Raw genomic sequence first — 23,508 nt, 5'->3', positions numbered from 1 at the left:
GGAAACAGTACCGTCCAGCAGCGCTCGATAATCCCTTCGCTGCATCGTAATTCATTCGGAGATCCCTACATGCTCAACGGCAAGACTGCCCTCGTCACAGGTTCCACCAGCGGTATCGGCTTGGGCATTGCCCAGGCCCTCGCGCGCCAGGGCGCCAACATCGTGCTCAACGGCTTCGGCGACGTCGACGGCCCCCGCGCCCAGGTGCTGGCCGCGGGCGAACACGCCGGCGTGCGCGTGGCCTACCACGGCGCTGACATGAGCCGCCCGGCCGAGATCGCGGACATGCTCCAGTACTCTTCAGCGCAGTTCGGCCGCGTGGACATTCTGGTCAACAACGCCGGCATCCAGCACGTGGCCAGCGTGCAGGACTTCCCGCCAGAAAAGTGGGACGCCATCATCGCCATCAACCTGACCAGCGCCTTTCACACCACGCGCCTGGCGCTGCCGGGCATGCTCGCCGCAGGCTGGGGGCGCATCATCAACGTGGCCTCGGTACATGGGCTGGTCGGTTCGGCGCAAAAATCCGCCTACGTGGCGGCCAAGCACGGCATCGTCGGCCTGACCAAGGTGACGGCGCTGGAGACGGCCCCCACCGGCGTGACCTGCAATGCCATCTGCCCCGGCTGGGTGCTGACGCCGCTGGTGCAAAAGCAGGTGGATGCCAAGGCCGCCGAGCACGGCCTGTCCAACGAGGAGGCCATCAAGCTGCTGCTGGGCGAGAAGGAGCCCTCCATGCAGTTCACCACGCCCGAGGAGCTGGGCGAGCTGGCGGTGTTCTTCTGCTCGCCCGCCGGCAACAACGTGCGCGGCGTGGCCTGGAACATGGACGGTGCCTGGGCCGCCCAGTAAGCAGCCCGAAAAAACAAGAGCGCCGGCAAGGTGCTCTTGTTTTGATAGCTGCCAGCGCTTGCCAGTCAAGCGCTGGAGGCCAAAAACACCTCAAATCCCGGCCCGCTAGCGCAGTTGCACCGAGCCGGACACCGTGACCACCACCTGCGCCTCGCCGGCCTCCACCGGCACCGGCGCCGCATTGTCGAAGGCCGCGCCCTTGGCCTGCATGGCCATCATGCGCGGGCGCGGCCCCGGGGACATCTCCTGGCTGTTCACACCCACCTCGCGCAGCGTGTAGCCCGAGAAACCGAAACCCCGGGCCAGCTCGCTGGCGCGCGCCTTGAAGGCCTCGATGGCTTCCGTCTGTGCCTGCGTCTCCACCTTCTGGCGTGCCTCGCGCGATAGATCGAACGCCATCTGGCTGATGGCCAGGCTGCGGATCTTGGCGGCCGTGCCGGTGATGCGCGCAAAGTCGCGCCCGGACAGCACCAGTTGCGTCCGACCCTGCCAGCCGTTGATGCGCCCGTCCTTGCCATAGCGCGGTTGCAGGCCGAAGTCGCCTGTGCGCACTTCCATCTGCTGCGGCGAAGCACCGCCGCGCGCCTGTGTCAACGCCTCATCCAGCGCCTGCTGCAGCTGCGCCTGCACCTGGGCGGCGTCCTCCCCCTCTTTGGTGGTGGACAGGGTGAGCACCAGCAGGTCCTGCTGCACTTCCACGCTGCCGCTGGCCGACAGCTGCAGCACGTTGCGTGGCACCTCCGGTGCAGAGGACTGGGCAAAAGAGGCCGCAGCGCTTGCCAGCAAAGCGCTGGCAGCTACGATCCTAATAGCAGATTGCATGGTTTTTCCTTTCTTTATCGCAATATCCGGCAGCTGAATGCGCTGTCCGCCGACACGCACCGTAGCCCCGTTGTGGCAGCCCAAAAGTGAAGGCGCGGTAATGTCGTTGCGAGGCGCCGCAAAACTTGTAACACTTAGTCAGGACCGTTGGTAAAACGCGGCAATCGGCGGCCAAGCTGGTCAGAATCGCCGCTGTTACAAATTGGACTTGGGGAATGAATATGGCTTCGACGACCAACCGCACCGACAAGGTTCTCGTGGTGGATGACGACGCGCGCATCCGCGATCTGCTGCGCCGCTATCTGACCCAGGAGGGCTTCGAGGTGATGGTTGCGGAAGACGGCAAGGCACTCAACCGCATCCTGCTGCGCGAAACCGTGGATCTGATCGTGCTGGACCTGATGATGCCCGGCGAGGATGGTCTGTCCATCTGCCGTCGCCTGCGCGCGGCCAACGACCGCACGCCTATCATCATGCTCACCGCCAAGGGCGAGGACGTGGACCGCATCGTCGGCCTGGAGGTCGGCGCGGACGACTACCTGGGCAAGCCCTTCAACCCGCGCGAGCTGCTGGCGCGCATCCACGCCGTGCTGCGCCGCCGCCCGCCGCAAGAGGCACCGGGCGCACCCTCGGGCGACAACGAGGTGGTCACCTTCGGCCCCTTCACCTTCGACCTGGGCACCCGTGCGCTGCAAAGGAACGGCGAGGAGCTGCCGCTGACCACCGGCGAATTCGCCATGCTCAAGGCCCTGGTGCGCCACCCGCGCCAGCCGCTGTCGCGCGAAAAGCTGGCCCTGCTGGCACGCGGACGCGAGTTCGAGCCCTTCGACCGCAGCCTGGACGTGCAGATCTCGCGCCTGCGCAAGCTGGTGGAGGTGGACGCCGCCCAGCCGCGCTACATCCAGACTGTCTGGGGTGTAGGCTACGTGTTCGTGCCGGACGGCGCAAACTGACGCGGACCCACGCGGTTCGCCCGCGCTGCCGCGCGACGGCAGGCGGCCCGCAACAGGCGGGCGCGGTGTCCCAGGCACGCCCCCCGCCACCTGCACTGAACCCGGAGCGGCCCTGCAAGCCAACGCCAGCCTTTCATGCCTTCTTCTTCCGACGTTCCCCACGACGCGACCAGCCCTGCCCCTCTGGAGGCGCCGTCCGCACGGCACGCGGCGCGCGCGCGCGTGGGCCTGAACCTGTTCTGGCGCACCTTCTTCCTGCTGTCGCTGCTGCTGGTGGGCAGCATCCTGGCCTGGCTGCAAACGCTGCGCGCGCTGGAGTTCGAGCCGCGCACGCTGCAGTCGGCGCAGCAGATCGCCTCACTTGTCAATCTGAGCCGCGCGGCGCTGATCCACGCGGACGCCATCGCCCGCGTGTCACTGCTCAAAACCATGGCCGACCAGGAGGGCGTGCGCATCCTGCCGCGCGAGCCGGGCGACCGCTTCGAGCAACTGGCGCCCTCGGCCCTGGGCTCGCGCCTGACCGACGAGCTGACCCAGCGGCTGGGCCCCGGCACCATCCTGGCGAGCAACGTCAACGGCGAGCCGGGCCTGTGGGTCGGCTTCACCATCAACGGCGACCCCAACTGGCTGCTGATGGACCGCTCGCGCCTGAGCACGGCCAGCGGCAAGACCTGGCTGATCTGGCTGATCACGGCCGGCGCGCTGTCGCTGGCCGGCGCTGCGGTCATCGCCCGGCTGATCAACCGCCCGCTCAAGCAGCTGTCGTACGCGGCCAACCGCGTGCGCGACGGCGACTTCGCTGCCAGCCAGCTGGACGAGGGCGTGGTGACCAACGAGATCCGCGAGGTCAACATCGGCTTCAACCGCATGGCGCAAAAGCTCGCCAAGCTGGAGCAGGACCGCGCCGTCATGCTGGCCGGCATCTCCCACGACCTGCGCACACCCCTGGCGCGCCTGCGCCTGGAGACCGAAATGAGCGTGGTGGACGATGTGGCCCGCCAGCACATGGTGGCCGACATCGTGCAGCTGGACGCCACCATCGACAAATTCCTGGACTACGCGCGCCCGGACGGCGTGGTGCTCAACCCGGTCAACCTGCACGCCGTGGTTTCGTCCTGCGTTTACGCCGTGCAGGACCACCGGGAGCTGGCCATCACCATGAACGTGCCGGAGGACCTGAACGTGCTGGCCGACGAGGTGGAGCTGGCGCGCGTGATCTCCAACCTGCTGGAAAACGCCCGCCGCTACGGCAAGGACGTGGAAACCGGCATCACCACGGTGGACATCGCGGCCAAGGCGCGTGAGAAATGGGTGCTGCTGAAACTGCGCGACCACGGCCCGGGCGCGCCGTCCGAGCAGCTGGCCAACCTGACCAAGCCGTTCTTCCGCGGCGACTCGGCCCGCACGGCCGCGGCCGGGGCCGGCCTGGGCCTGTCCATCGTCGACAAGACGGTGCAGCGGCTGGGCGGCATCTTCGCGTTGGCCAACTCGGCTTCCGGCGGCCTGGTGGCCCACGTGCAGCTGCAGCGCGCGCTCGACCTGCCGGGCGGCAAGGACCCGGAGCAGCGCCTGCAGCGCCCGCAGGTCAAGCGCCACCTGCCGCCCAGGTCGCACAAGGCGACGCGGCCGCTGTAGCCGGGCTGCCCGGTCAGGCCCGGCGCAGCAGCACCACGGCACGCGCCTCCATGGCCGCGCCCTGCCCCACCGGCCCCAGCCGCTCGGCCGTCTTGGCCTTCACGTTCACCTGGCCGGGCGCCAGCTCCAGCACGTCGGCAATGCGCTCGCGCATGGCCGCGATGTGCGGCGCCAGGCGCGGCGCCTGGGCGATGACGGTGGTGTCGATGTTCACCACGGCGTAGCCCTCGGCAGCCACGCGGCGCCCCACCTCGGCCAGCAGCACGCTGGAGTCGGCACCGCGAAAGCGCGCGTCGGTGTCGGGGAAATGGCTGCCGATGTCGCCCAGCGCCGCGGCGCCCAGCAGCGCGTCGGTGATGGCGTGCAGCAGCACGTCGGCGTCCGAATGGCCCATCAGTCCGGTGCGGTGCGGAATGTCCACCCCGCCAATGACCAGCCGCCGCCCGGGCACCAGGGCGTGCACGTCCCAGCCCTCGCCAATCCTGAAATCCATCTGAGTCGCGCTTTCTGTTCGATTCATTCGTGGTGCATTGCGCCCCGGTCAACGGACCGGGCGCGAGAAGAAGACGGCGGCATCCGCCCCCGTGGCCGCCTCGCCGCCGGAGCCGGCGAAGCGCGCCACGGTGGCGCCGTGCAGACGCTGGGCCAGCACGGCCTCGGCCAGGGCGAAGTCTTCGGGGTAGGTGACCTTGAAGTTCTGCGCGCTGCCGGGTACCAGGCGCGGACGCATGCCCATGGCCTCCATGGCGCTGGCCTCGTCGGTGGCGGCGGCGCCCATGTGCTCCAGGGCCTCGCGCAGCGCGCCCAGGCGGAACATCTGCGGCGTCTGGGCCAGCCACTTGTCGCTGCGGTCCACGGTGGCGGCCACGCGCACGCCCGAAGGGCCGTCGGTGACGGTCTTGAGGGTGTCGGCCAGCTTGTGCCCCAGCAGGCCGCCCACGCCGTCGTGCTGGCAGGCATCGATCAGCGCGTCGATTTGCGCCGTGGTCACCAGGCAGCGCGCGGCGTCGTGCACCAGCACCCAGTCGGCGTCGTGCGCGCCGCGCTCGGCCAGCGCCTTCAGGCCGCCCAGCACGGTGTCCGCCCGCGTGGCGCCGCCGCAGGGCACGGCGAAGAACAGCGGGTGGCGATGCTGGTCGAAAAACGTATCGCCCGGCGCCACGGCCACCAGCGTGCCGGCCAGCCGCGCCACGCCGAAGAAAGCCGCCAGCGTGTGCAGCACCAGGGGCTGGCCGGCCACACGCTGATACTGCTTGGGCAGGGACTGCACGGCGCGTGGCGCCAGCGCGCGGCTGCCCGTGCCGGCGCAGGGCACCAGGCCCCACAGGCGCGCGGGCGGGACTGCCGCGGGCGCGGCAGTCTGGCGCAACAGCGCGCCAAAGGCGGACGACTCGATCATGGGCGGCATTCTAGAATCGCCCCTCGCCGCGCAAAGCCTGCACCGCCGCGGCGCCTCTCGCATGGACCTTCTTCCCAAAATCCCCCCCGGAAAACGCCACGCCCTGCCCCGCCCGCCCGGCAGCGCCGACGCCCTGCTGCTGGCCCGCCTGGGCGAGCGCGAAAAAGCCGCCGGCCGCATCACCGCCATCGTCACGGCGGACGCCACCGATGCACAGCGGCTGATCGATGAGCTGGCCTTCTTCGCGCCCGCGCTGCGCTGCGCCCTGTTCCCCGACTGGGAGACGCTGCCCTATGACAGCTTCTCGCCCCACCAGGACCTGATCAGCGAGCGCCTGGCCACGCTCTGGCGCATCTCGCAGGGCGAGGCGGACGTGGTGCTGGTGCCCGCCACCACCGCGCTGTACCGGCTGGCGCCGCAGTCCTTCCTTGCGGCCTACACCTTCCACTTCAAGACCGGCCAGAAGCTGGACGAGGCACGCCTGCGCGCCCAGCTGACGCTGGCCGGCTATCAGAACGTGTCGCAGGTGGTTAGCCATGGCGAATATGCCGTGCGCGGCGGCCTGATCGACCTGTTCCCCATGGGCTCCAGCGTGCCCTACCGGGTGGATTTGTTCGACGACGAGATCGACTCCATCCGCACCTTCGACCCCGACAGCCAGCGCAGCCTGTATCCCGTGCCGGAGATCCGCCTGCTGCCGGGCCGCGAATTCCCCATGGACGACGCGGCGCGCTCGCGCTTTCGTCAGCGCTGGCGCGAGCTGCTGGAGGGCGACCCGACCCGCAGCCGCATCTATAAGGACATGGGCGCGGGCATCGCCACGGCCGGCATCGAGTACTACCTGCCGCTGTTCTTCGAAGATACGGCCACCGTCTTCGACTACCTGGGCCCGCAGGCCACGGTGGTGCTGCACGGCGACCTGGAGGCCGCCTTCCAGCGCTTTTGGCAGGACACGCGCGAGCGCTACCGCCTGATCCAGGGCGACCCGGACCATCCCGCCCTGCCGCCCGAGACGCTGTTTCTGTCGGCCGACCAGTTCTACGGCCAGGCCAAGGCGCACGCCCAGCTGGCGCTGCGCCCCGGCGTGCAGGACGTGGCCGACAGCGCGCACTTCCAGCCGCTGCCCGAGCTGTCCGTGGTGCGCGGCGCCGACGACCCTCTGGCGCGGCTGCAGTCGCACATCGCTACCGGCCAGCGGCGCACCCTGTTGCTGGCCGAGAGCGCCGGCCGGCGCGAAAGCCTGCTGGACTTTCTGCGCGCCTCGGGCCTGAACCCGCCGGCGTTCGACTCCCTGGCCGAGTTCCAGTCCACCGCCGAGGAGCGCGTGGGCATCGCCACCGGCGCGCTGGCCCAGGGCTTCGCCTGGATCGACGGCGGCATCGACTTCGTCACCGAGACCGAGCTGTTCGCCACCGCCGGCACCACGCGCCGGCGCAAGAAGCAGGAGCAGGCCAGCGACGTCGAAGCGCTGATCAAGGACCTGTCCGAGCTGAAGGTGGGCGACCCGGTGGTGCACACCCAACACGGCATCGGCCGCTACCGTGGCCTGGTGAACATGGATGTGGGCCAGAAGAACTCCGACGGCACGCCTGCGCTGCAGGAGTTCCTCCACCTGGAATACGCCGACAAGGCCGTGCTGTACGTGCCCGTGAGCCAGCTGCAGCTGATCGGCCGCTACACCGGCGTGTCGCCCGACGAGGCGCCGCTGCACAAGCTGGGCAGCGGCCAGTGGGACAAGGCGCGGCGCAAGGCGGCCGAGCAGGTGCGCGACACCGCCGCCGAGCTGCTCAACATCTACGCCCGCCGCGCCGCGCGCCAGGGCCACGCCTTCCGCTATCCGGCGCAGGACTACGAAGAGTTCGCCAACGACTTCGGCTTCGAGGAGACGGCCGACCAGAAGGCCGCCATCCACGCCGTGGTGCAGGACATGATCAGCCCCCAGCCCATGGACCGCCTGGTCTGCGGCGACGTGGGCTTCGGCAAGACCGAGGTCGCCCTGCGCGCCGCCTTCGTGGCCGTGGCGGGCGGCAAGCAGGTGGCCTTCCTGGCCCCCACCACGCTGCTGGCCGAGCAGCACTACCGCACCCTGGCCGACCGCTTCAGCAAATGGCCGGTCAAGGTCGCCGAGGTCTCGCGCTTTCGCTCGGGCAAGGAGATCACCGCGGCCGTCAAGGGCATTGCCGACGGCACGGTGGACATCGTCGTGGGCACGCACAAGCTGCTGTCCCAGTCCACGCAGTTCAAGAACCTGGGCCTGCTCATCATCGACGAGGAGCATCGCTTCGGCGTGCGCCACAAGGAGGCCATGAAGGCGCTGCGCGCCGAGGTGGACGTCCTGACGCTCACCGCCACGCCGATTCCGCGCACCATGGGCATGGCGCTGGAGGGGCTGCGCGACCTGAGCGTGATCGCCACCGCCCCGCAGCGGCGGCTGGCCATCAAGACCTTCGTGCGCAGCGAGAACAACGGCGTGATCCGCGAAGCCGTGCTGCGCGAATTGAAGCGCGGCGGCCAGTGCTACTTCCTGCACAACGAGGTCGAGACCATCGAGAACCGCCGCCAGGCGCTGGAGAAGATCCTGCCCGAGGCGCGCATCGCCATCGCCCACGGCCAGATGCCCGAGCGCGAGCTGGAGCGCGTCATGCGCGACTTCGTGGCGCAGCGCTTCAACGTGCTGCTGTGCTCGACCATCATCGAGACGGGGATCGACGTGCCCAGCGCCAACACCATCGTCATCAGCCGCGCCGACCGCTTCGGTCTGGCGCAGCTGCACCAGCTGCGCGGGCGCGTGGGCCGCAGTCACCACCAGGCCTATGCCTACCTGATGGTGCCCGACATGGAGAGCCTGACCAAGCAGGCCAGCCAGCGCCTGGAGGCCATCCAGCAAATGGAAGAGCTGGGCAGCGGCTTCTACCTGGCCATGCACGACCTGGAGATCCGCGGCGCCGGCGAGGTGCTGGGCGAGAACCAGAGCGGCAACATGCTGGAGGTGGGCTTCCAGCTCTACAACGAGATGCTGTCCGAGGCCGTGCGCAGCCTGAAGGCCGGCAAGGAGCCCGACCTGCTGTCGCCCATGCAGGCCGCCACCGACATCAACCTGCACGCGCCCGCCCTGCTGCCCGAGGACTATTGCGGCGACGTGCACCTGCGCCTGTCGTTCTACAAGAAGCTGGCCACGGCCAAGACCGGCGAGCAGATCGACGCGCTGCTGGAAGAGCTGGTGGACCGCTTCGGCAAGCTGCCGCCGCAGGCGCAGGCGCTGATCGACGTGCACCGCCTGCGCGTCTTGAGCCAGTCCTACGGCGTGGTCAAGGTGGATGCGGCGCCGGGCGTCATCACCATCACCTTCAAGCCCCAGCCGCCGGTGGACCCGATGGCCATCATCCATCTGATCCAGAAGAACAAGCACATCAAGCTGGCGGGCAACGAAAAGCTGCGCATCGAGCGCGAACTGCCCGAGGCGTCGGCCCGCGCCCAGATGGTGCGCGACGTGCTGCGCAGCCTGGGCAAGCCGCTGACCGAGGCCGTGCCAGCCTAGTTGCAATGAAATATGAACCCAGCCCTTACTGGATAAGCGCAAGCAGCTATCAAAAGCGCAGCGCCAGGCAGGGATCCGGGGTGTGCGAACGAGGCACTGGCCATGCTGTTTGAAGCCGCCCTGGCCGTGCTGGCCCTGGCGCTGGCCCTGGCGGCGCGGCCCTGGCGGCTGCTGGCCAGCCGCAAGCCCCTGGCGCATGAAACCCACGGCGCGCCGGCCGCGCTGTGGACGCCGCTGCTGGCCACGCTGGCCGTCCTGCCCTGGGCCTGGGCCCTGCCCACGCTGCACCGCATGCCGCTGCAGCTGCAGTGGTCCGGCGCCTGCCTGGTGCTGTTGATGCTGGGCTGGCCGCTGGCCGTGCCCACGCTGTTGGCCGTGGGGGCGCTGGCCTGCGCCTTCTCGCCCGGCCTGGCCTGGCCCGAGGCATTGGGCCTGGCCGTCTGGGCGGGCGTGGTGCCCGCCACGCTGGCACTGCTGCTGGGCGCCCTTGTGCGCCGGCTGATGGGCGAGCGCACCCTGGGCGGCGCGCGCGCCTTCGTCTACGTGCTGGGCCGGGGTTTTCTGGGCACGGCGGCGTGCATGTTCATCGCCGGCACGCTTGCCCAGTGGACGGGACATGTGCTGCCCGGCGTGGGCGAAGGCCTGTCGCTGGTGGCGCGCTGGCTCATGGCCTGGGGCGACGCCTTCGTGACTGGCATGCTGTGCGCCGTGTTCGTGGCCTTCAAGCCGCAGTGGCTGGCGACCTGGTCGGACGACATCTACCTGCGCCGGCCCTGAGGGACAATCCAGGGCCCTGCCGGCGCGCCCGGCCGCCTTCCCTTTCCTTCTTCCTTCTCTTCTTTTCGCTTCTCTCCCGTCCATGTCCGCTACCGCTTCCGAATTCGCTCCCGGCCTCGTCGTGCAGGGCTTCCAGCCGCCGCTGCGCCTGGCCGACTACAAGCTCATCGCCTTCGACATGGACTCCACCTTGATCAGCATCGAGTGCGTAGACGAGATCGCCGACGCCGCCGGCAAGAAGGCCGAGGTGGCGGCCATCACCGAGGCGGCCATGCAGGGCGTGATCACCGACTACAAGGAAAGCCTGCGCCAGCGTGTGGCGCTGCTCCAGGGCGTGGAACTGGCCCACCTGGAGCATGTGTTCACCGAGCGCCTGCGCTTCAACCCCGGCGCGCGGGAGCTGATCGACGCCGCCAAGGCCGCCGGCCTGGCCACGTTGCTGGTCTCGGGCGGCTTCACGTTCTTCTCCGATCGCGTGAAGGCGCACCTGGGCATCCAGTTCGCCCGCGCCAACGTGCTGGAGATCGAGGGCGGCCGCCTCACCGGCCGCATGGTCGACCAGCCCTGGGGCGACATCTGCGACGGCGCGGAAAAGCGCCGCACGCTGCTGGAGGTGGCCTCGCTCATGGGCATCGACCCGCGCCAGGCCATCGCCGTGGGCGACGGCGCCAACGACCTGCCCATGATGGGCGCGGCCGGCCTGTCGGTGGCCTACCACGCCAAGCCGGCCGTGCGCGCCCAGGCCCAGGTGGCCATCAACAGCGGCGGGCTGGACCGGCTGCTGGAAGTGCTGCGCTGACCGCGCGGCCGGGCGCTACTGTATTCATAGCTGCCTGCGCTTGCAGAGCAAGCGTCTGGCCTGCTTTTGGCCTAAATCCGTCCAGATAAGTCTTTTATTTCATATATGGTTATGAAAATAAAAACTTCGGGGCAGTCTTTTCCCGCGCTTACACTGCAGCCCTGGCATTCGCCCTCTTGTCACGGCAGACGCAGTCTGCTAGCTCATTTCAAGAAAAGGAATTGTTCCCCATGCTGAAGAAATCCCTCACGGCCCTCGCCCTGGCCGCCGCCGCCCTGGCCGCCCACGCCGCCGACGTGCTGAAAGTGGCCGCCACGGCCGTGCCCCACGCCGAGATCCTGAACTTCGTGAAGCCCCAGCTCAAGGCCCAGGGCGTGGACCTGCAGGTCAAGGAATTCAGCGACTACGTGCAGCCCAACGCCGCCGTCGAGGACAAGCAGCTGGACGCCAACTTCTTCCAGCACCAGCCCTACCTGGACAGCTACAACAAGGACCGCAAGAGCAGCCTGGTGATGGTCCCCAACGGCAAGGTGCACGTGGAGCCCTTCGGTGCCTATTCCAGCAAGATCAAGAACGTGAAGGACCTGAAGGACGGCGCCACCATCGCCATCCCCAACGACCCCTCCAACGGCGGCCGCGCCCTGATCCTGCTGGCCAAGCAGGGCCTGATCGAACTGAAGGACCCCAAGAGCCTGACGCCCACGCCGCTGGACGTGGCCAAGAACCCGAAGAAGCTCAAGTTCAAGGAGCTGGAGGCGCCCCTGCTGCCGCGCGCCCTGGCCGACGTGGACCTGGCCCTGATCAACACCAACTACGCCATCGAGGCCAAGCTCAATCCCACCAAGGATGCGCTGTTCATCGAAGGCTCCGACTCGCCCTACACCAACATCGTGGCCGCCCGCGCCGACCGGGCCAACGATCCGGTCATCGCCAAGCTGGTGAACGCGCTGCACACGCCCGAGGTGAAGAAGTTCATCGAGGAAAAGTACAAGGGCGCCGTCGTCCCGGCGTTCTGACCACGGCGCGCGTTTCGTACCGCGCCCAACCACAAAGCGCTGCCCGCGGGCAGCGCTTTTTTGCGTCCGGCCTCACACCAATGCGGGGAAATTGTCAGTATTGGTAACGCGCGGCTGCTATGCTTGGCGGGTTCATCGCCCCCCGGGCCCTTGAAGGAGTCTTGCCCATGCTGTCCACCCACGCCCAGCGTTCCACATCCGCCACCGCCAACGCAGCGGAATACCTCACCTTCCGCCTGGGCCAGGAGGAGTACGGCATCGACATCCTGCGCGTGCAGGAAATCCGCTCCTACGAGCAGCCCACCCGCATGGCGCACGCGCCGGAGTTCATCAAGGGCGTGATCGATCTGCGCGGCGTGATCGTGCCCATCGTGGACCTGCGCCTGAAGCTGCAGTGCGAGACGGCCGAATACACCGACTTCACCGTGGTCATCATCCTGAACGTGGGCGGCACGGTGCTGGGCGCCGTGGTGGACGCCGTGGCCGACGTGGTGGCCCTGCCGGCCGAGGCCATCAAGCCCGCGCCGCAGTTCCAGGGCCGTGTGGACTCGTCCTTCGTGCGCGGCATCGCCACCGTGGGCGAGCGCATGCTGATCGTGGTGGACATCGAGTCGCTGCTCAGCAGCTCGGAGATGGGCCTGGTCAAGTCCGCCGCCAGCGCCTGAGCCGCCCTCAATCAAAAAAGCCGGGCTGCCCTTGAAGGCAGCCCGGCTTTTTTTATGTCTTTTCGGCCTCCAGCGCTTATCTGGCAAGCGCTGGCAGCTATCTATTCAATAGCAAAAACAATCAAGCCTGCGCCTTGCCGTAGTTGGCCACGCCGTCGGTCAGCTCCTTGTGCGCGGCCTCCAGGCCTTCCCAGCCCAGCACCTTGACCCACTTGCCTTCTTCCAGGTCCTTGTAGTGCTCGAAGAAATGGGTGATGGCCTTGAGCTGCATGGGGTTCACGTCCTGCAGGCTCTTGATGCCCTCCCAGGCCTTGAGGATCTTGGCCGTGGGCACGGCCAGCACCTTGCCGTCCACGCCGGACTCGTCTTCCATCTTCAGGATGCCCAGCGCGCGGCAGGGCACGACCACGCCGGGCTGCAGCGGATAGGGGGTCAGCACCAGCACGTCCACCGGGTCGCCGTCGCCCGACAGGGTCTGCGGCACGTAACCGTAGTTGCAGGGGTAGTGCATGGCGACGCTGATGAAACGGTCCACGAACACCGCGCCCGAGTCCTTGTCCACTTCGTACTTGATGGGATCGGCCTCCGCGGGGATCTCGATCACCACGTTGAAGGATTCGGGCAGCTTGGAGCCGGGCTTGACTAGGTTCAGCGACATGATGGTTGTTGGGGATTCAGGGAAGAAAACAGGCCGCCTGCAGCGCGGTGGCTGCGGCGGCGCAGGGGCGAATTTTAGGCCCATGCCCTTGCGCCGAACTTGCGGCCCTGCCGGCGGCGTCTTTTCCCCGCGCGCAGGCGACTGCACAGTGCGGGCAGCTGCCGCACAATCGCACCCATGCAACTGCACTACATCGCCAACGCGGGCATCGCCTCCACCTCGGGCCGCACCATCCCTGTGGTCGACCCCTCCGACGGCCAGCCCTTCGATGAAATCCAGCGCGGCACCGCCGAGGACATCGACGCCGCCGTGCGCGCGGCGCGCCAGTGCTTCGACAGCGTCTACAGCCGCATGGCGCCGGTCGAGCGCGGCCGGCTGCTGGCCCGCCTGTCGGCCCTGGTGGCCGAGCATGCCGACGAGCTGGCGGCCCTGGAGCAGCGCGACTGCGGCAAGCCCACGCGCCAGGCGCGCGCCGATGCCCTGGCCCTGGCGCGCTACTTCGAGTTCTACGCCGGCGCCTGCGACAAGCTACATGGCGAGACCATTCCCTATGCCGACGGCTACAGCGTGCTGACCTGGCGCGAGCCCCACGGCGTCACGGGCCACATCGTGCCGTGGAACTACCCCATGCAGATCTTCGGGCGCTGCGTGGGCGCGGCCCTGGCCGCGGGCAACGTCTGCGTCGTGAAGCCCGCCGAGGACGCCTGCCTGTCCCTGCTGCGCGTGGCCGAACTGGCCGCCGAGGCCGGCTTTCCCGCCGGGGCGCTGAACATCGTCACCGGCTACGGCCACGAGGTGGGCGACGCCCTGGCGCGCCACCCGGGCATCCAGCACATCAGCTTCACCGGCAGCCCCAACGTGGGCACGCTGATCCAGCAGACCGCCGCCGAGCGCCACTGCCCCGTGACACTGGAGCTGGGCGGCAAGAGCCCGCAGATCGTCTTTGCCGACGCCGACCTGGACGCGGCCGTGCCCACCCTGGTCAACGCCATCATCCAGAACGCCGGCCAGACGTGCTCGGCCGGCTCGCGCGTGCTGATCGACTCCGTGATCTACGAGCCGCTGCTGGAGCGGCTGGGCCGCGCCTTCGAGGCCCTGCGCGTGGGCCCGGCCGCCATGGACCTGGACCTGGGCCCGCTGATCCGCCAGAGCCAGCAGCAGCGCGTGTGGGACTTTCTGTCCGACGCGCAGGTCGCCGGCATCCCGCTGGTGGCCCAGGGCACGGTGGTCGAGGAAGCGCCCGACACCGGCTTCTACCAGGCCCCCGCCCTGCTGCGCGACGTGCCGCCCGACCACCGCCTGGCGCAGGAAGAAGTCTTCGGCCCGGTGCTGGCCGCCATGTCGTTCGAGGACGAGGACCACGCCGTGCAGCTGGCCAACGGCACGCCCTACGGCCTGGTGGCCGGCGTGTGGACGCGCGACGGCGCGCGCCAGCTGCGCATGGCCCGGCGCGTGGCCGCCGGCCAGGTGTTCATCAACAACTACGGCGCGGCCGGCGGCGTGGAGCTGCCCTTCGGTGGCGTGAAGTCCAGCGGCCACGGGCGCGAAAAGGGCTTCGAGGCGCTGTACGGCTTCACCACGCTCAAGACCGTGGCCATCCGCCACGGCTGAAGGCCGCTCCTCCTCTGTCTGTTTCTCTTTTGCCGGCGCCTGCGTGCGCCGGCTGCCTTTGCGCCGTTCCATGCCTTTGTCCGCCCCCGCCCCCCGCACCGCCCGCCACGTCCGCCGCGTCACCTACCAGGGTTTCGAGCGCGAGGACGGCCTGTGGGACATCGAGGGGGAATTGCACGACAGCAAGACCTACGAGCGGCCCTCGCTGCAAGCCCCCGGCGGGGTGCATCCGGCGGGCGTGCCCATCCACCACATGTGGCTGCGCGTGACGGTGGACCGCCAGCTGGTGGTGCAGGCCATCGAATCGGCCATGGACGCCCACCCGCTGGGCGGCTGCACGGCGGCGCAGCGGGCGCTGCAGGCCATGGTGGGCAGCAGCATGGCGCGCGGCTGGCGCCAGGCCATCCAGACGCACCTGGGTGGCGTGGCCGGCTGCACGCACCTGCGCGAACTGCTGTTCAACCTGGCCACCGCCGCCTTCCAGTCCGTGCAGGGCGCCTTCCAGAGCACGGGCGACGAGCCACCGCGCCACCTGGGCCAATGCACCGGCTGGGACTTCGCCGGCGAGGGCGTGCGCCTGCACTACCCGCAGTTCTACCAGGGCGCGGTGGTTGCGGCCGACTCCTGAAAAGATAGCTGCCAGCGCTTGTCCAGCAAGGGCTGGAGGCACTTTTTATATAAAACCCGTGGCGTGGCCGCGCGTCAGCCCAGCACGTCCTTGAGCGCCGCCTCGTACAGGCCGGTCAGCTCGTCCATCACCTCCAGCAGCCGTTCGCTGGTGGTGGCCACGTCCTCCAGGCCACGCATGTCGGGCGCGCGCTTCAAGGCCGCGTCGAAGAACACCCACTGCGCCTGGCCCAGCTCCAGCGCCGAGCGGATGGCCGGCGTGCTGATGGGCGCGGCCGTCAGCTGCGCCAGCGCGGCCTGAAACTCGGCCGAGTCCTGCGCCATCTGCCCACGCACCCCGCCGCCGCCCAGCCCGGCCGCCGCCAGGCCGTAGTCGCGTGCAAGCCGCTGCGACAGCATGCGCTGCCGTCCGGCGGTGTTGACCAGCCTGGCCGAAGGTGCCGGGGCCAGCTGCTCCAGCGCCTGCGTGGCCTTGTCGGCCGTGGCCAGCATGTAGTCGGCCTGCTTGCTGGCGGTCAGGTAGGTGTCCTTGGCGGGCGCCTGGGCCAGCAGCGCGTCCAGCTGCCCGGCGCTCTTGCGCACCTCGGCCAGCAGACGCGCCACCTCGGGCGGCCAGCCCTGCTCGTCCAGGTCCTGCAGGCCCGAGCGGATCTGCTTGCGTGCCAGCTCCAGCACCTCGCGCGAGCGCAGGGGCGCCACCTGCAGGTACAGCTGGCCGTAGGCCTTCACCGCGCGCTGCGACAGCGCGCGAAAGCGCGCCGTGCGGTTGATGGCCGTGGCCAGCGCCAGGCGCGCCTGGGCCGACAGCGGCAGCGCCGGCGCCAGCAGCACGGCCGCGGCGGCACGCAGGGCGTTGCGCCGGCTGCGCCGGCAGGAAGCGGCGCCGGGCGCCGGGCTGGGTCGGAAGGAGGAGCAAGGCATGGGCGAAATTCTCCGAGCCGCCCGGGCCGCGGCACCTGACCTGCCTCAAATGCTGGCCGCGCGTCGCCTTGATACGCATCAAGCAGCTAAGCCGCACGGGCCGCCGTGGACAAGGCGATGGGGCACAATTTGCCCATGGCTGAACGTGTCATCCCTATCGTGGACCGGCGGGCGGCGGTGCTCGCGCCCGAGTCGCTGGCCCTGGCCGGCCTGCCCCCGGCCAGCGGCACGCTGCTGGACACGCGCGGCCGGCCGCTGCGCGACCTGCGCATCAGCGTCACGGACCGGTGCAACTTCCGCTGCAGCTACTGCATGCCCAAGGAAGTGTTCGACAAGGACTACCGCTACCTGCCGCACAGCGACCTGCTGAGCTTCGAGGAGATCACGCGCGTGGCACGGCTGTTCCTGGCCCACGGCGTGCGCAAGATCCGCCTGACGGGCGGCGAGCCCCTGCTGCGCAAGGACCTGGAGCGGCTGGTGGCCCAGCTGTCGGGCCTGCGCACGGTGGATGGCCGCGCCCCGGACCTGACGCTCACCACCAACGGCTCGCTGCTGGCGCGCAAGGCGCGGGCGCTGAAGGATGCCGGCCTGTCGCGCGTCACCGTCAGCCTGGACAGCCTGCAGGACGAGGTGTTTCGCCGCATGAACGACATGGATTTCCCCGTGGGCGAGGTGCTGGCCGGTATCGAGGCCGCCCGCGCGGTCGGCCTTGCGCACATCAAGGTCAACATGGTGGTCAAGCGGGGCACCAACGACCACGAGATTCTGCCCATGGCGCGGCACTTCCGCGGCACGGGCATCACCCTGCGCTTTATCGAATACATGGATGTGGGCGCCACCAACGGCTGGCGCATGGACGAGGTGCTGCCGTCGGCGCAGGTGATCGAGCGCCTGCAGGCCGAGCTGCCGCTGGTGCCCCTGGCCGCCACCTCGCCCGGCGAGACCGCCAAGCGCTGGGGCTACGCCGACGCCCATGGCCGCCACGATCCGAGCCTGGGCGAGGTGGGAGTCATCAGCAGCGTCACCCAGGCCTTTTGCGGCGACTGCAACCGCGCCCGTCTGTCAATGGAGGGACGGCTGTACCTGTGTCTGTTCGCCACCCAGGGCTGGGACCTGCGCAGCCTGCTGCGCGGCGGCGCCGACGACGAGCAGGTGGAGGCGGCCATCGCCGGCATCTGGGGCCAGCGCAGCGACCGCTATTCCGAGCTGCGCGCCAGCCTGCCCGCCGACACCGGCGTGGCCGCGCGCCGCATCGAGATGAGCTACATCGGCGGCTGATGCAGCCGGCCGCCATCCAAGACATTACCGCCCTGGTGCTGGCCGGCGGCCGCGGCACGCGCATGGGCGGCGTGGACAAAGGCCTGCAGCCCTTTCGCGGCCAGCCCCTGGCGCTGCATGCCGCGCGGCGCGTACAGCCGCAGGTGGCGGGGGTGATGCTGAATGCCAACCGGCATCTGGACAGGTATGGCGCCTGGGGCCTACCGGTTTGGCCGGACGCGCAGGGCGAATTTGCCGGCCCCCTGGCCGGCTTTGCCGCCGGGTTGGGGCATTGCCTCACGCCATGGCTGCTCGCCGTGCCGTGCGATACACCGCTGTTTCCTGCCGACCTGGCCGCGCACTTGGCCAGCGCGGCGCATGAGGCCCGCGCGCCCATCGCCATGGCCGCGGCGCCCGACGCCACGGACGGCGCGGACCCGCCGCAGCTGCGCACCCACGCCGTGTTCTGCCTGATGCACGTGTCGCTGCTGGATGACCTGCAGGCCTTTCTGCACGCCGGCGGGCGGCGCGTGCAGCAGTGGAGCGCACGCCATGGCTGCGCCACAGCGGCCTTCGACCGGCCGGGCGACGCGCCCGGCGCCTTCGCCAACGCCAACACGCTGGAGCAGCTGCGAGCGCTGGAAAGTCTGGCGCTTGGCTGACGGGCTTCGCGCCGCGTGGCCGATAAGGTCGGCCGCACGCCCACTCAAAATCAACAAGGACCAAACCATGGCCTATACGCCCACCCATCTGGAAACACCGCCGAGCCGCGAGGACGTGGACCGGCGCAAGGGCTTGGCGGTGCTGGAATTCGGCACGTCCTGGTGCGGGCACTGCCGTGGCGCCCAGCCCTTGATCGAACAGTTGCTCAAGGATCAGCCCCAGGTCGAGCACATCAAGGTAGAGGATGGCCCCGGCCGTCCGCTGGGGCGCAGCTACCGCGTGAAGCTGTGGCCCACGCTGGTCTTTTTGAAGGACGGCCAGGAGGTCGCTCGCGTGGTGCGCCCGGAGACAGCGCAGGCGCTGGACGACGCCTTGGCGCAGCTCATCCCACTTTAGGCCGCAGCCAGCGCCTGCTCGACGCCCCGGTTCGCCAGCGCGTCGGCGCGTTCGTTGCCGGGGTCGCCCGCGTGGCCGCGCACCCAATGCCAGTCGATGGCGTGGCCGGCATCGTGTGCCAGACCGTCCAGCTGGCGCCATAGCTCGGCGTTCTTGACCGGCTGACCGGCGGCGGTGCGCCAGCCCTTTTTTTTCCAGCCGTGGATCCAGGACGTGATGCCCTGGCGCACGTACTGGCTGTCCAGGTACAGCTGCACCCGACAGGGCCGCTTGAGCGCCGCCAGCGCCTGAATGACGGCCATCAGTTCCATGCGGTTGTTGGTGGTGTTCAGCTCGCCGCCAAACATCTCCTTTTCCAGCGCACCCGCGCGCAGCACCACGCCCCAGCCGCCGGGGCCGGGGTTGCCCTTGCAGGCGCCATCGGTATAGATCACCACCTCGGTCAAGAAAGACTCCAAACAATCAATCACAGGAAGAAAAATGCATGCCCTGCTGCTGCGCCACCTGGGCCTGCGCGGCCAGGGGCGCAGCGGCCGTGCGCCAGCCGGGCTGCAGCAACCGCATGCCACGCACACGCTTGATCGCCACGGTGACGTAGCCGGCGCCCAGGATGGGCCACCAGCGCGCGCCCAGGCTGTCCATCCATTCGTAGCGCTGCAGCCAGCGTTCGCTGGCCACGGCGGGGCGAAAGCACCCGAAGCTCACGCTCTCCAGCTCGAAATCCAAGAGCTCCAGCCAATCGCGCAACCTGCCCGGGGCAATGAACTCGCCCACGTCCGGCAGAAAGAGGCGCCCGCCCGCGCCCAGACGCTGGTACAGCCGGGCACGCTTTTGGTTGAAGCCCCACAGGCTCCAGGGGTTCAACCCGCCGATGACTACGCGGCCCTCGGGCACCAGCACACGCTGCACCTCGCGCAGGGCGGCGTGCGGATCCACGCTCAGCTCCAGGGTATGGGGCATGAGCACCAGGTCCAAGCTGGCCACGGCGAAGGGCAGCATCACGGGCTCGGCGAGCAACGCGGCCGAAGTGCCGGCAAGGCTGCCCTCCTGCCCGCCCAGCGCCAGCCAGCGGTGCGGCATGCGGTTGGCGCGCAGACCGTCCACGCCGGGCATGCCCAGCTGCAACGCATGAAAACCGAAGAGATCGGCCACCAGTTCGTCATAGCGCGCCTGCTCCCAGGCCAGCAGATGGCGCCCGGGGGGGGTATCGAACCAGTGATGCAAACCTATAATTTCGCCGCTCATGAAGTTGCTGCCGCTGCCCGCCTTTGCCGACAACTACATCTGGATGCTGCAAGGCGCCCGGAGCGCCGTCGTTGTGGATCCCGGAGATGCTGCGCCTGTGCTGCAGGCTCTGCGCAACACCGGGCTGCCACTGGAGGCGATTTTAGTCACCCACCACCACGGCGATCACACCGGCGGGGTGGCCGAGCTGCGCCAGGCCACGGGCGCCGCCGTCTACGGCCCGGCTGCCGAGGACACCCCCCTGCCGGCCACCCGCGTGCGCGGCGGTGATGCCGTCACGGTACTGGGCCTGCGCTTTGCCGTAATCGACGTGCCGGGCCACACGGCCGGCCACATTGCCTACTACTGCGAGGACGCCCCCGGCGGGCCGCTGCTGTTTTGCGGCGACACGCTGTTTTCCGCCGGATGCGGACGGGTGTTCGAGGGCCAGCCGGCGCAGATGCTGGCCTCGCTGGAACGCCTGGCGGCGCTGGCGGACGACACCCGCGTCTGCTGCGCGCATGAGTACACCCTGTCCAACCTGAAATTTGCCCAGGCGGTGGAACCTTCCAGCGCCGCGGTGCTCCAGCACATCCTGCACTGCCGCAGCCTGCGCGAGCAGGGCCAGCCCACCCTGCCCTCGCAGCTGGCGCTGGAGCGGCAGATCAACCCTTTCCTGCGCACCCATGTGCCAGCCGTGGCCGAGGCGGCCCGGGGCTTCGACCCCGGAGTCGATATGGCATCGCCCGTGTCCGTCTTCGCGGCACTGCGCCAATGGAAGAACGAGTTCTGATGAGATTCCTGCACCTGTTGATGCTCGCCAGCCTGCTGTGGCTGACGGGCTGCGCCACCACCGGCACTCCCAGCGAAACCACCACTCCTACCGAGCCGGCGGCCCACACCCCGCTCTACCCTTCGGGCCCCCTGAGTCCCATCGCCACGGGCGCCGCAGGCTCCATGGCGGTAGCCGGCATCGACGCGCCATCCGACCTGTGGGATCGCATCCGCCGCGGCTTTGCCATGCCCGACCTGCTGGGCGAGCAGGTGGCCGACCGCGAGCAGTGGTATGCCAGCCGCCCCGACTACATGCAGCGCATGACCGAGCGCTCGCGCAAGTACCTGTTCCACATTGTCGAGGAGCTGGAGCGCCGCGGCATGCCCACCGAGCTGGCGCTGCTGCCCTACATCGAGAGCGCCTTCAACCCGCAGGCCGTCTCCAGCGCCAAGGCCGCCGGCATGTGGCAGTTCATGCCGGCCACCGGCACCTATTTCGACTTGAAGCAGAACGCCTTCCGCGACGACCGGCGCGACGTGCTGGCCTCCACCCGCGCGGCGCTGGACTACCTGCAAAAGCTCTATGGCATGTTCGGCGACTGGCACCTGGCCCTGGCCGCCTACAACTGGGGCGAGGGCAGCGTGGCACGTGCCATCGCCAAGAATGAAAAGCAGGGCCTGGGCACCACCTACCCCGAGCTGAATATGCCTGCCGAAACGCGCATGTATGTGCCCAAGCTGCAGGCCGTGAAGAACATCGTGGCCAACCCCGAGCGGTTTGGCGCTGATCTGCCGCTGATCGAGAACCACCCTTACTTCCAGAGCGTGGAGATCACCCGCGACATCGACGTGTCCCTGGTGGCCAGCCTGGCCGGCATTCGCGAGGAGGACTTCCGCGCGCTCAACCCCTCGCTGCACCGCCCTGTCATCCTGGCCGCCGGCATGCCGCAGATCCTGCTGCCCTGGGACAACGCCCAGGTCTTCCGGCGCAACCTGCAAGCCCACAGCGAGGGCCAGTACGCCAGCTGGACGGTCTGGTCCGTGCCCACCAATATGTCCGTGTCCGCCGCCGCGCAACGCGCCGGCATGAGCGAGGCCGACCTGCGCCAGATCAACGGCATCCCGCCGCGCATGATGATCAAGGCCGGCTCGGCCCTGATGGTGCCGCGCGCCGCCACCACGCGCCAGGACGTGTCCAGCCATCTGGCGGACAACGGCCAGATCGCCTTCACGCCCGAGGTCGTCACGCGCCGCACCACCGTGCGCGCCGGCAAGCGCGGCGAAACGGTGGCCAGCATTGCCAAGCGCTACAAGGTCAGCGCCGCCGACGTGGCCGACTGGAACGATGTGAAGACCTCCAGCCGCTTCAAGGCCGGCGAGGCCGTGGTGATGTACCTGCCCGTGCGCCTGGCCTCCACGTCGCTGGCGCGCACCAGCAGCAAGCAGCCCGCCGCCAAGGCCGGCTCCCGCAAGGCGGCCAAGGGCGGTACGGCCGTCAGGACGGCAACCGCCGCCCCGCGCGCCGCGGGCAAGACGCGCGTGCGCTCGCGTTAACGCTCCCGGCCCTGCCTACAGCCGCAGGGTATGCATGCCCAGCAGGCCCAGCACGCCGATCAGGATCAGGTACAGCGCCACGATCACGTTCAGCAGGCGCGGCATGATCAGGATCAGGATGCCGGCGATGAGGGCCACCAGGGGCCCGATGCTCAGGTTGAGTGTCATGGTGAAAAGCGCTTTCTTGTGTCAGGTGGGCGCCCCGCGGCGCAGGCGGCCACTGTAGCCGCGCCGCGCACCGCTGGCGCTACACCTGCTCGAGCTTTTCACGGGCGCGGCGCGCCCAGGTGTCGCTGAAGGTCTTCTCCAGCAAGATGCGGGTCTGCGCGGTGGCGCCGGGTTGCATGCGCTCCACGGCGCGCAGGGCCGTGGCCGGGCCGTGTGCAGGCATCAGGCCGTCGGGCGAAAGGGTGTCGCGCACCTTTTCGAAAGCCGCCAGGTAGGCGCTGCGGTCGCCCAGCAGCCAGGCCTTGGGCACCAGGCGCGACAGGTCCGCCGGGCTGGCTGTCTGCAGCCAGCGCAGCGCGCGCACCATGGCGGTGGCCAGCGCCTGAGCCTGGGCCGGCTGGCGCTGGGCAAAGTTCTGCGGGACGAACAGGCAGCCGCCGGGCATGGTGCCTCCATACAGCTGGGCCGAGCTGGCCAGCGAGCGCGTGTCCGCCAGCACGCGCACGTTGGCGCGCTGCTCCAGCAGCGTGAGCACCGGATCGGCATGGCACAGGGCATGCACGCGCGACTGGCGCAGCGCCTCCACCGCGCCCGCGCCGTCGCCCACCGGCACGAAATTCACCCGGCCGGGGTCCAGCCCCGCGCCCTGCAGCCACAGGCTGGCCAGGTAGTGCGTGGACGAGCCCGGCGCCGTGACGCCTACGCGCAGGTCGCGCACGCGAGCCAGCGCGTCGCCCGAGCCCCAGCGCGCCTGCGCCATCAGCGCTAGCTGCGGCGCGCGCGCCAGCAGCACCAGGCTGCGCCAATCGTTGCCCCGCAGCTGGCCGCGCACCACGTGCTCGTAGCCGGCGCAGCACATGTCTGCCTCGCCCACCATGAACGACTGCACCGCCTGCGCGCCCGAGGGCTGGGGGACGATCTGCACGTCCAGCCCCTCTGCCTCGAAGTAGCCCAGCACCTGCGCCACCAGCACCGGCAGCTGGTACAGCGAGCCCTGCGCACCCACGGCGATGCGCAGCGCAGGCGCTGGCGGCTGCGGCGGCTGGGCAGCCACGGCGGGCAGAGCGGCCAGGGTGCCCAGGTGGGACCAGTGGCGCAGCCACTGGCGACGGGAAGGATCGAAGACAGACATGCAGGGGTTTCAGAACACGCCGCAGCACGGAATGCTGCAATGCAGCAATGGTGCCTCAACCACGCTG

The 23,508-nt window shown here is 69.3% G+C and carries 24 protein-coding genes; 15 read left to right on the top strand and 9 right to left on the bottom strand.

Going from position 1 to position 23,508, the window contains the following annotated elements; all coding sequences use genetic code 11:
- The first annotated feature begins 69 nt into the window (after window positions 1-69).
- Window positions 70-852, top strand: coding sequence for a 3-hydroxybutyrate dehydrogenase (locus tag RT282_RS08140; RefSeq protein ID WP_312305275.1), 783 nt, complete (start codon window positions 70-72; stop codon window positions 850-852).
- A gap of 105 nt (window positions 853-957) precedes the next feature.
- Here RT282_RS08140 and RT282_RS08135 read toward each other — a convergent pair whose 3' ends face one another.
- On the bottom strand, window positions 958-1,674 hold the full coding sequence (locus RT282_RS08135) for an SIMPL domain-containing protein (RefSeq protein WP_313313147.1): 717 nt from the start codon (window positions 1,672-1,674) through the stop codon (window positions 958-960).
- Between the two features lie 215 nt (window positions 1,675-1,889).
- Here RT282_RS08135 and ompR point away from each other — a divergent pair, with 215 nt between their 5' ends.
- Window positions 1,890-2,627 (top strand): two-component system response regulator OmpR, encoded by a 738-nt coding sequence (gene ompR, locus RT282_RS08130; protein WP_312305272.1) that lies wholly within the window; start codon window positions 1,890-1,892, stop codon window positions 2,625-2,627.
- A 135-nt stretch (window positions 2,628-2,762) separates the two neighbouring features.
- Window positions 2,763-4,262: an ATP-binding protein gene (locus tag RT282_RS08125; protein ID WP_312305271.1), complete on the top strand. Its 1,500-nt coding sequence runs from the start codon at window positions 2,763-2,765 to the stop codon at window positions 4,260-4,262.
- Window positions 4,263-4,275: 13 nt separating this feature from the next.
- Here RT282_RS08125 and ispF read toward each other — a convergent pair whose 3' ends face one another.
- A complete protein-coding gene (gene ispF, locus RT282_RS08120; protein ID WP_313313145.1) occupies window positions 4,276-4,755 on the bottom strand; it encodes a 2-C-methyl-D-erythritol 2,4-cyclodiphosphate synthase in 480 nt (159 codons plus the stop codon).
- Between the two features lie 48 nt (window positions 4,756-4,803).
- Window positions 4,804-5,661 carry a 2-C-methyl-D-erythritol 4-phosphate cytidylyltransferase gene (gene ispD / locus RT282_RS08115; RefSeq protein WP_313313144.1) on the bottom strand — a complete coding sequence of 286 codons (858 nt, stop codon included), beginning with the start codon at window positions 5,659-5,661 and terminating at the stop codon, window positions 4,804-4,806.
- A gap of 61 nt (window positions 5,662-5,722) precedes the next feature.
- On the opposite strand from ispD, the gene mfd reads away from it, so the two are divergent.
- From mfd to RT282_RS08090, 5 genes are all read left to right on the top strand, one after another.
- The gene (gene mfd, locus RT282_RS08110; protein ID WP_313313142.1) at window positions 5,723-9,199 is read left to right on the top strand and encodes a transcription-repair coupling factor; all 3,477 of its coding nucleotides are present in this window, start codon (window positions 5,723-5,725) and stop codon (window positions 9,197-9,199) included.
- Window positions 9,200-9,301: 102 nt separating this feature from the next.
- The gene (locus tag RT282_RS08105; protein WP_313313141.1) at window positions 9,302-9,976 is read left to right on the top strand and encodes a hypothetical protein; all 675 of its coding nucleotides are present in this window, start codon (window positions 9,302-9,304) and stop codon (window positions 9,974-9,976) included.
- An 82-nt stretch (window positions 9,977-10,058) separates the two neighbouring features.
- Complete coding sequence (gene serB, locus RT282_RS08100) at window positions 10,059-10,775, top strand: phosphoserine phosphatase SerB (RefSeq protein WP_313082844.1); 717 nt, start codon at window positions 10,059-10,061, stop codon at window positions 10,773-10,775.
- A 230-nt stretch (window positions 10,776-11,005) separates the two neighbouring features.
- Complete coding sequence (locus RT282_RS08095; protein ID WP_313313140.1) at window positions 11,006-11,791, top strand: MetQ/NlpA family ABC transporter substrate-binding protein; 786 nt, start codon at window positions 11,006-11,008, stop codon at window positions 11,789-11,791.
- A gap of 167 nt (window positions 11,792-11,958) precedes the next feature.
- The gene (locus tag RT282_RS08090; RefSeq protein WP_312759044.1) at window positions 11,959-12,456 is read left to right on the top strand and encodes a chemotaxis protein CheW; all 498 of its coding nucleotides are present in this window, start codon (window positions 11,959-11,961) and stop codon (window positions 12,454-12,456) included.
- 121 nt (window positions 12,457-12,577) lie between these two features.
- Here the strand turns inward: RT282_RS08090 and ppa are convergent, their stop codons facing one another.
- Complete coding sequence (ppa, locus tag RT282_RS08085; RefSeq protein WP_313313139.1) at window positions 12,578-13,114, bottom strand: inorganic diphosphatase; 537 nt, start codon at window positions 13,112-13,114, stop codon at window positions 12,578-12,580.
- A 177-nt stretch (window positions 13,115-13,291) separates the two neighbouring features.
- Here ppa and RT282_RS08080 point away from each other — a divergent pair, with 177 nt between their 5' ends.
- Both RT282_RS08080 and RT282_RS08075 read left to right on the top strand, forming a co-directional pair.
- On the top strand, window positions 13,292-14,725 hold the full coding sequence (locus RT282_RS08080; protein WP_312305258.1) for an aldehyde dehydrogenase family protein: 1,434 nt from the start codon (window positions 13,292-13,294) through the stop codon (window positions 14,723-14,725).
- A gap of 70 nt (window positions 14,726-14,795) precedes the next feature.
- Window positions 14,796-15,353: a DUF2889 domain-containing protein gene (locus RT282_RS08075; protein ID WP_313313137.1), complete on the top strand. Its 558-nt coding sequence runs from the start codon at window positions 14,796-14,798 to the stop codon at window positions 15,351-15,353.
- A 74-nt stretch (window positions 15,354-15,427) separates the two neighbouring features.
- Here the strand turns inward: RT282_RS08075 and RT282_RS08070 are convergent, their stop codons facing one another.
- The gene (locus tag RT282_RS08070; protein WP_313313136.1) at window positions 15,428-16,273 is read right to left on the bottom strand and encodes a type IV pili methyl-accepting chemotaxis transducer N-terminal domain-containing protein; all 846 of its coding nucleotides are present in this window, start codon (window positions 16,271-16,273) and stop codon (window positions 15,428-15,430) included.
- A gap of 135 nt (window positions 16,274-16,408) precedes the next feature.
- Between RT282_RS08070 and moaA the strand changes: the two genes are divergently transcribed.
- The 3 genes from moaA (at window position 16,409) to RT282_RS08055 (ending at window position 18,589) form a co-directional block, all read left to right on the top strand.
- Window positions 16,409-17,551: a GTP 3',8-cyclase MoaA gene (gene moaA / locus RT282_RS08065; protein ID WP_313313135.1), complete on the top strand. Its 1,143-nt coding sequence runs from the start codon at window positions 16,409-16,411 to the stop codon at window positions 17,549-17,551.
- Window positions 17,551-18,192 carry a molybdenum cofactor guanylyltransferase MobA gene (gene mobA, locus RT282_RS08060; RefSeq protein WP_313313133.1) on the top strand — a complete coding sequence of 214 codons (642 nt, stop codon included), beginning with the start codon at window positions 17,551-17,553 and terminating at the stop codon, window positions 18,190-18,192. Before moaA ends, mobA begins: the two co-directional genes overlap by 1 nt.
- 67 nt (window positions 18,193-18,259) lie before the next feature.
- The gene (locus RT282_RS08055; RefSeq protein ID WP_313313131.1) at window positions 18,260-18,589 is read left to right on the top strand and encodes a thioredoxin family protein; all 330 of its coding nucleotides are present in this window, start codon (window positions 18,260-18,262) and stop codon (window positions 18,587-18,589) included.
- Here the strand turns inward: RT282_RS08055 and rnhA are convergent.
- Together rnhA and RT282_RS08045 are read right to left on the bottom strand one after the other, a co-directional pair.
- A complete protein-coding gene (rnhA, locus tag RT282_RS08050; protein ID WP_313313129.1) occupies window positions 18,586-19,035 on the bottom strand; it encodes a ribonuclease HI in 450 nt (149 codons plus the stop codon). The two genes, RT282_RS08055 and rnhA, sit on opposite strands and share 4 nt — an antisense overlap.
- Before the next feature lie 16 nt (window positions 19,036-19,051).
- The gene (locus RT282_RS08045) at window positions 19,052-19,834 is read right to left on the bottom strand and encodes a class I SAM-dependent methyltransferase (protein ID WP_313313128.1); all 783 of its coding nucleotides are present in this window, start codon (window positions 19,832-19,834) and stop codon (window positions 19,052-19,054) included.
- Between RT282_RS08045 and gloB the strand changes: the two genes are divergently transcribed.
- Both gloB and RT282_RS08035 read left to right on the top strand, forming a co-directional pair.
- Window positions 19,833-20,606, top strand: coding sequence for a hydroxyacylglutathione hydrolase (gloB, locus tag RT282_RS08040; protein ID WP_313313126.1), 774 nt, complete (start codon window positions 19,833-19,835; stop codon window positions 20,604-20,606). The two genes, RT282_RS08045 and gloB, sit on opposite strands and share 2 nt — an antisense overlap.
- Window positions 20,606-22,141 (top strand): transglycosylase SLT domain-containing protein, encoded by a 1,536-nt coding sequence (locus RT282_RS08035; protein ID WP_313313124.1) that lies wholly within the window; start codon window positions 20,606-20,608, stop codon window positions 22,139-22,141. The genes gloB and RT282_RS08035 overlap by 1 nt, the downstream gene beginning before the upstream one ends.
- A 15-nt stretch (window positions 22,142-22,156) precedes the next feature.
- Here the strand turns inward: RT282_RS08035 and RT282_RS08030 are convergent, their stop codons facing one another.
- Together RT282_RS08030 and RT282_RS08025 are read right to left on the bottom strand one after the other, a co-directional pair.
- Window positions 22,157-22,309, bottom strand: coding sequence for a DUF3096 domain-containing protein (locus RT282_RS08030; RefSeq protein WP_312306804.1), 153 nt, complete (start codon window positions 22,307-22,309; stop codon window positions 22,157-22,159).
- Window positions 22,310-22,388: 79 nt separating this feature from the next.
- Window positions 22,389-23,441 carry an ABC transporter substrate-binding protein gene (locus RT282_RS08025; protein WP_313313121.1) on the bottom strand — a complete coding sequence of 351 codons (1,053 nt, stop codon included), beginning with the start codon at window positions 23,439-23,441 and terminating at the stop codon, window positions 22,389-22,391.
- Window positions 23,442-23,508: the final 67 nt, after the last annotated feature.

This window comes from Pulveribacter sp. (assembly GCF_032079985.1).
Taxonomy (GTDB): Bacteria; Pseudomonadota; Gammaproteobacteria; order Burkholderiales; family Burkholderiaceae_C; genus Melaminivora.
Note: the sequence above shows the minus strand (reverse complement) of the source record. Positions and strands in the feature narration are given on the sequence as shown.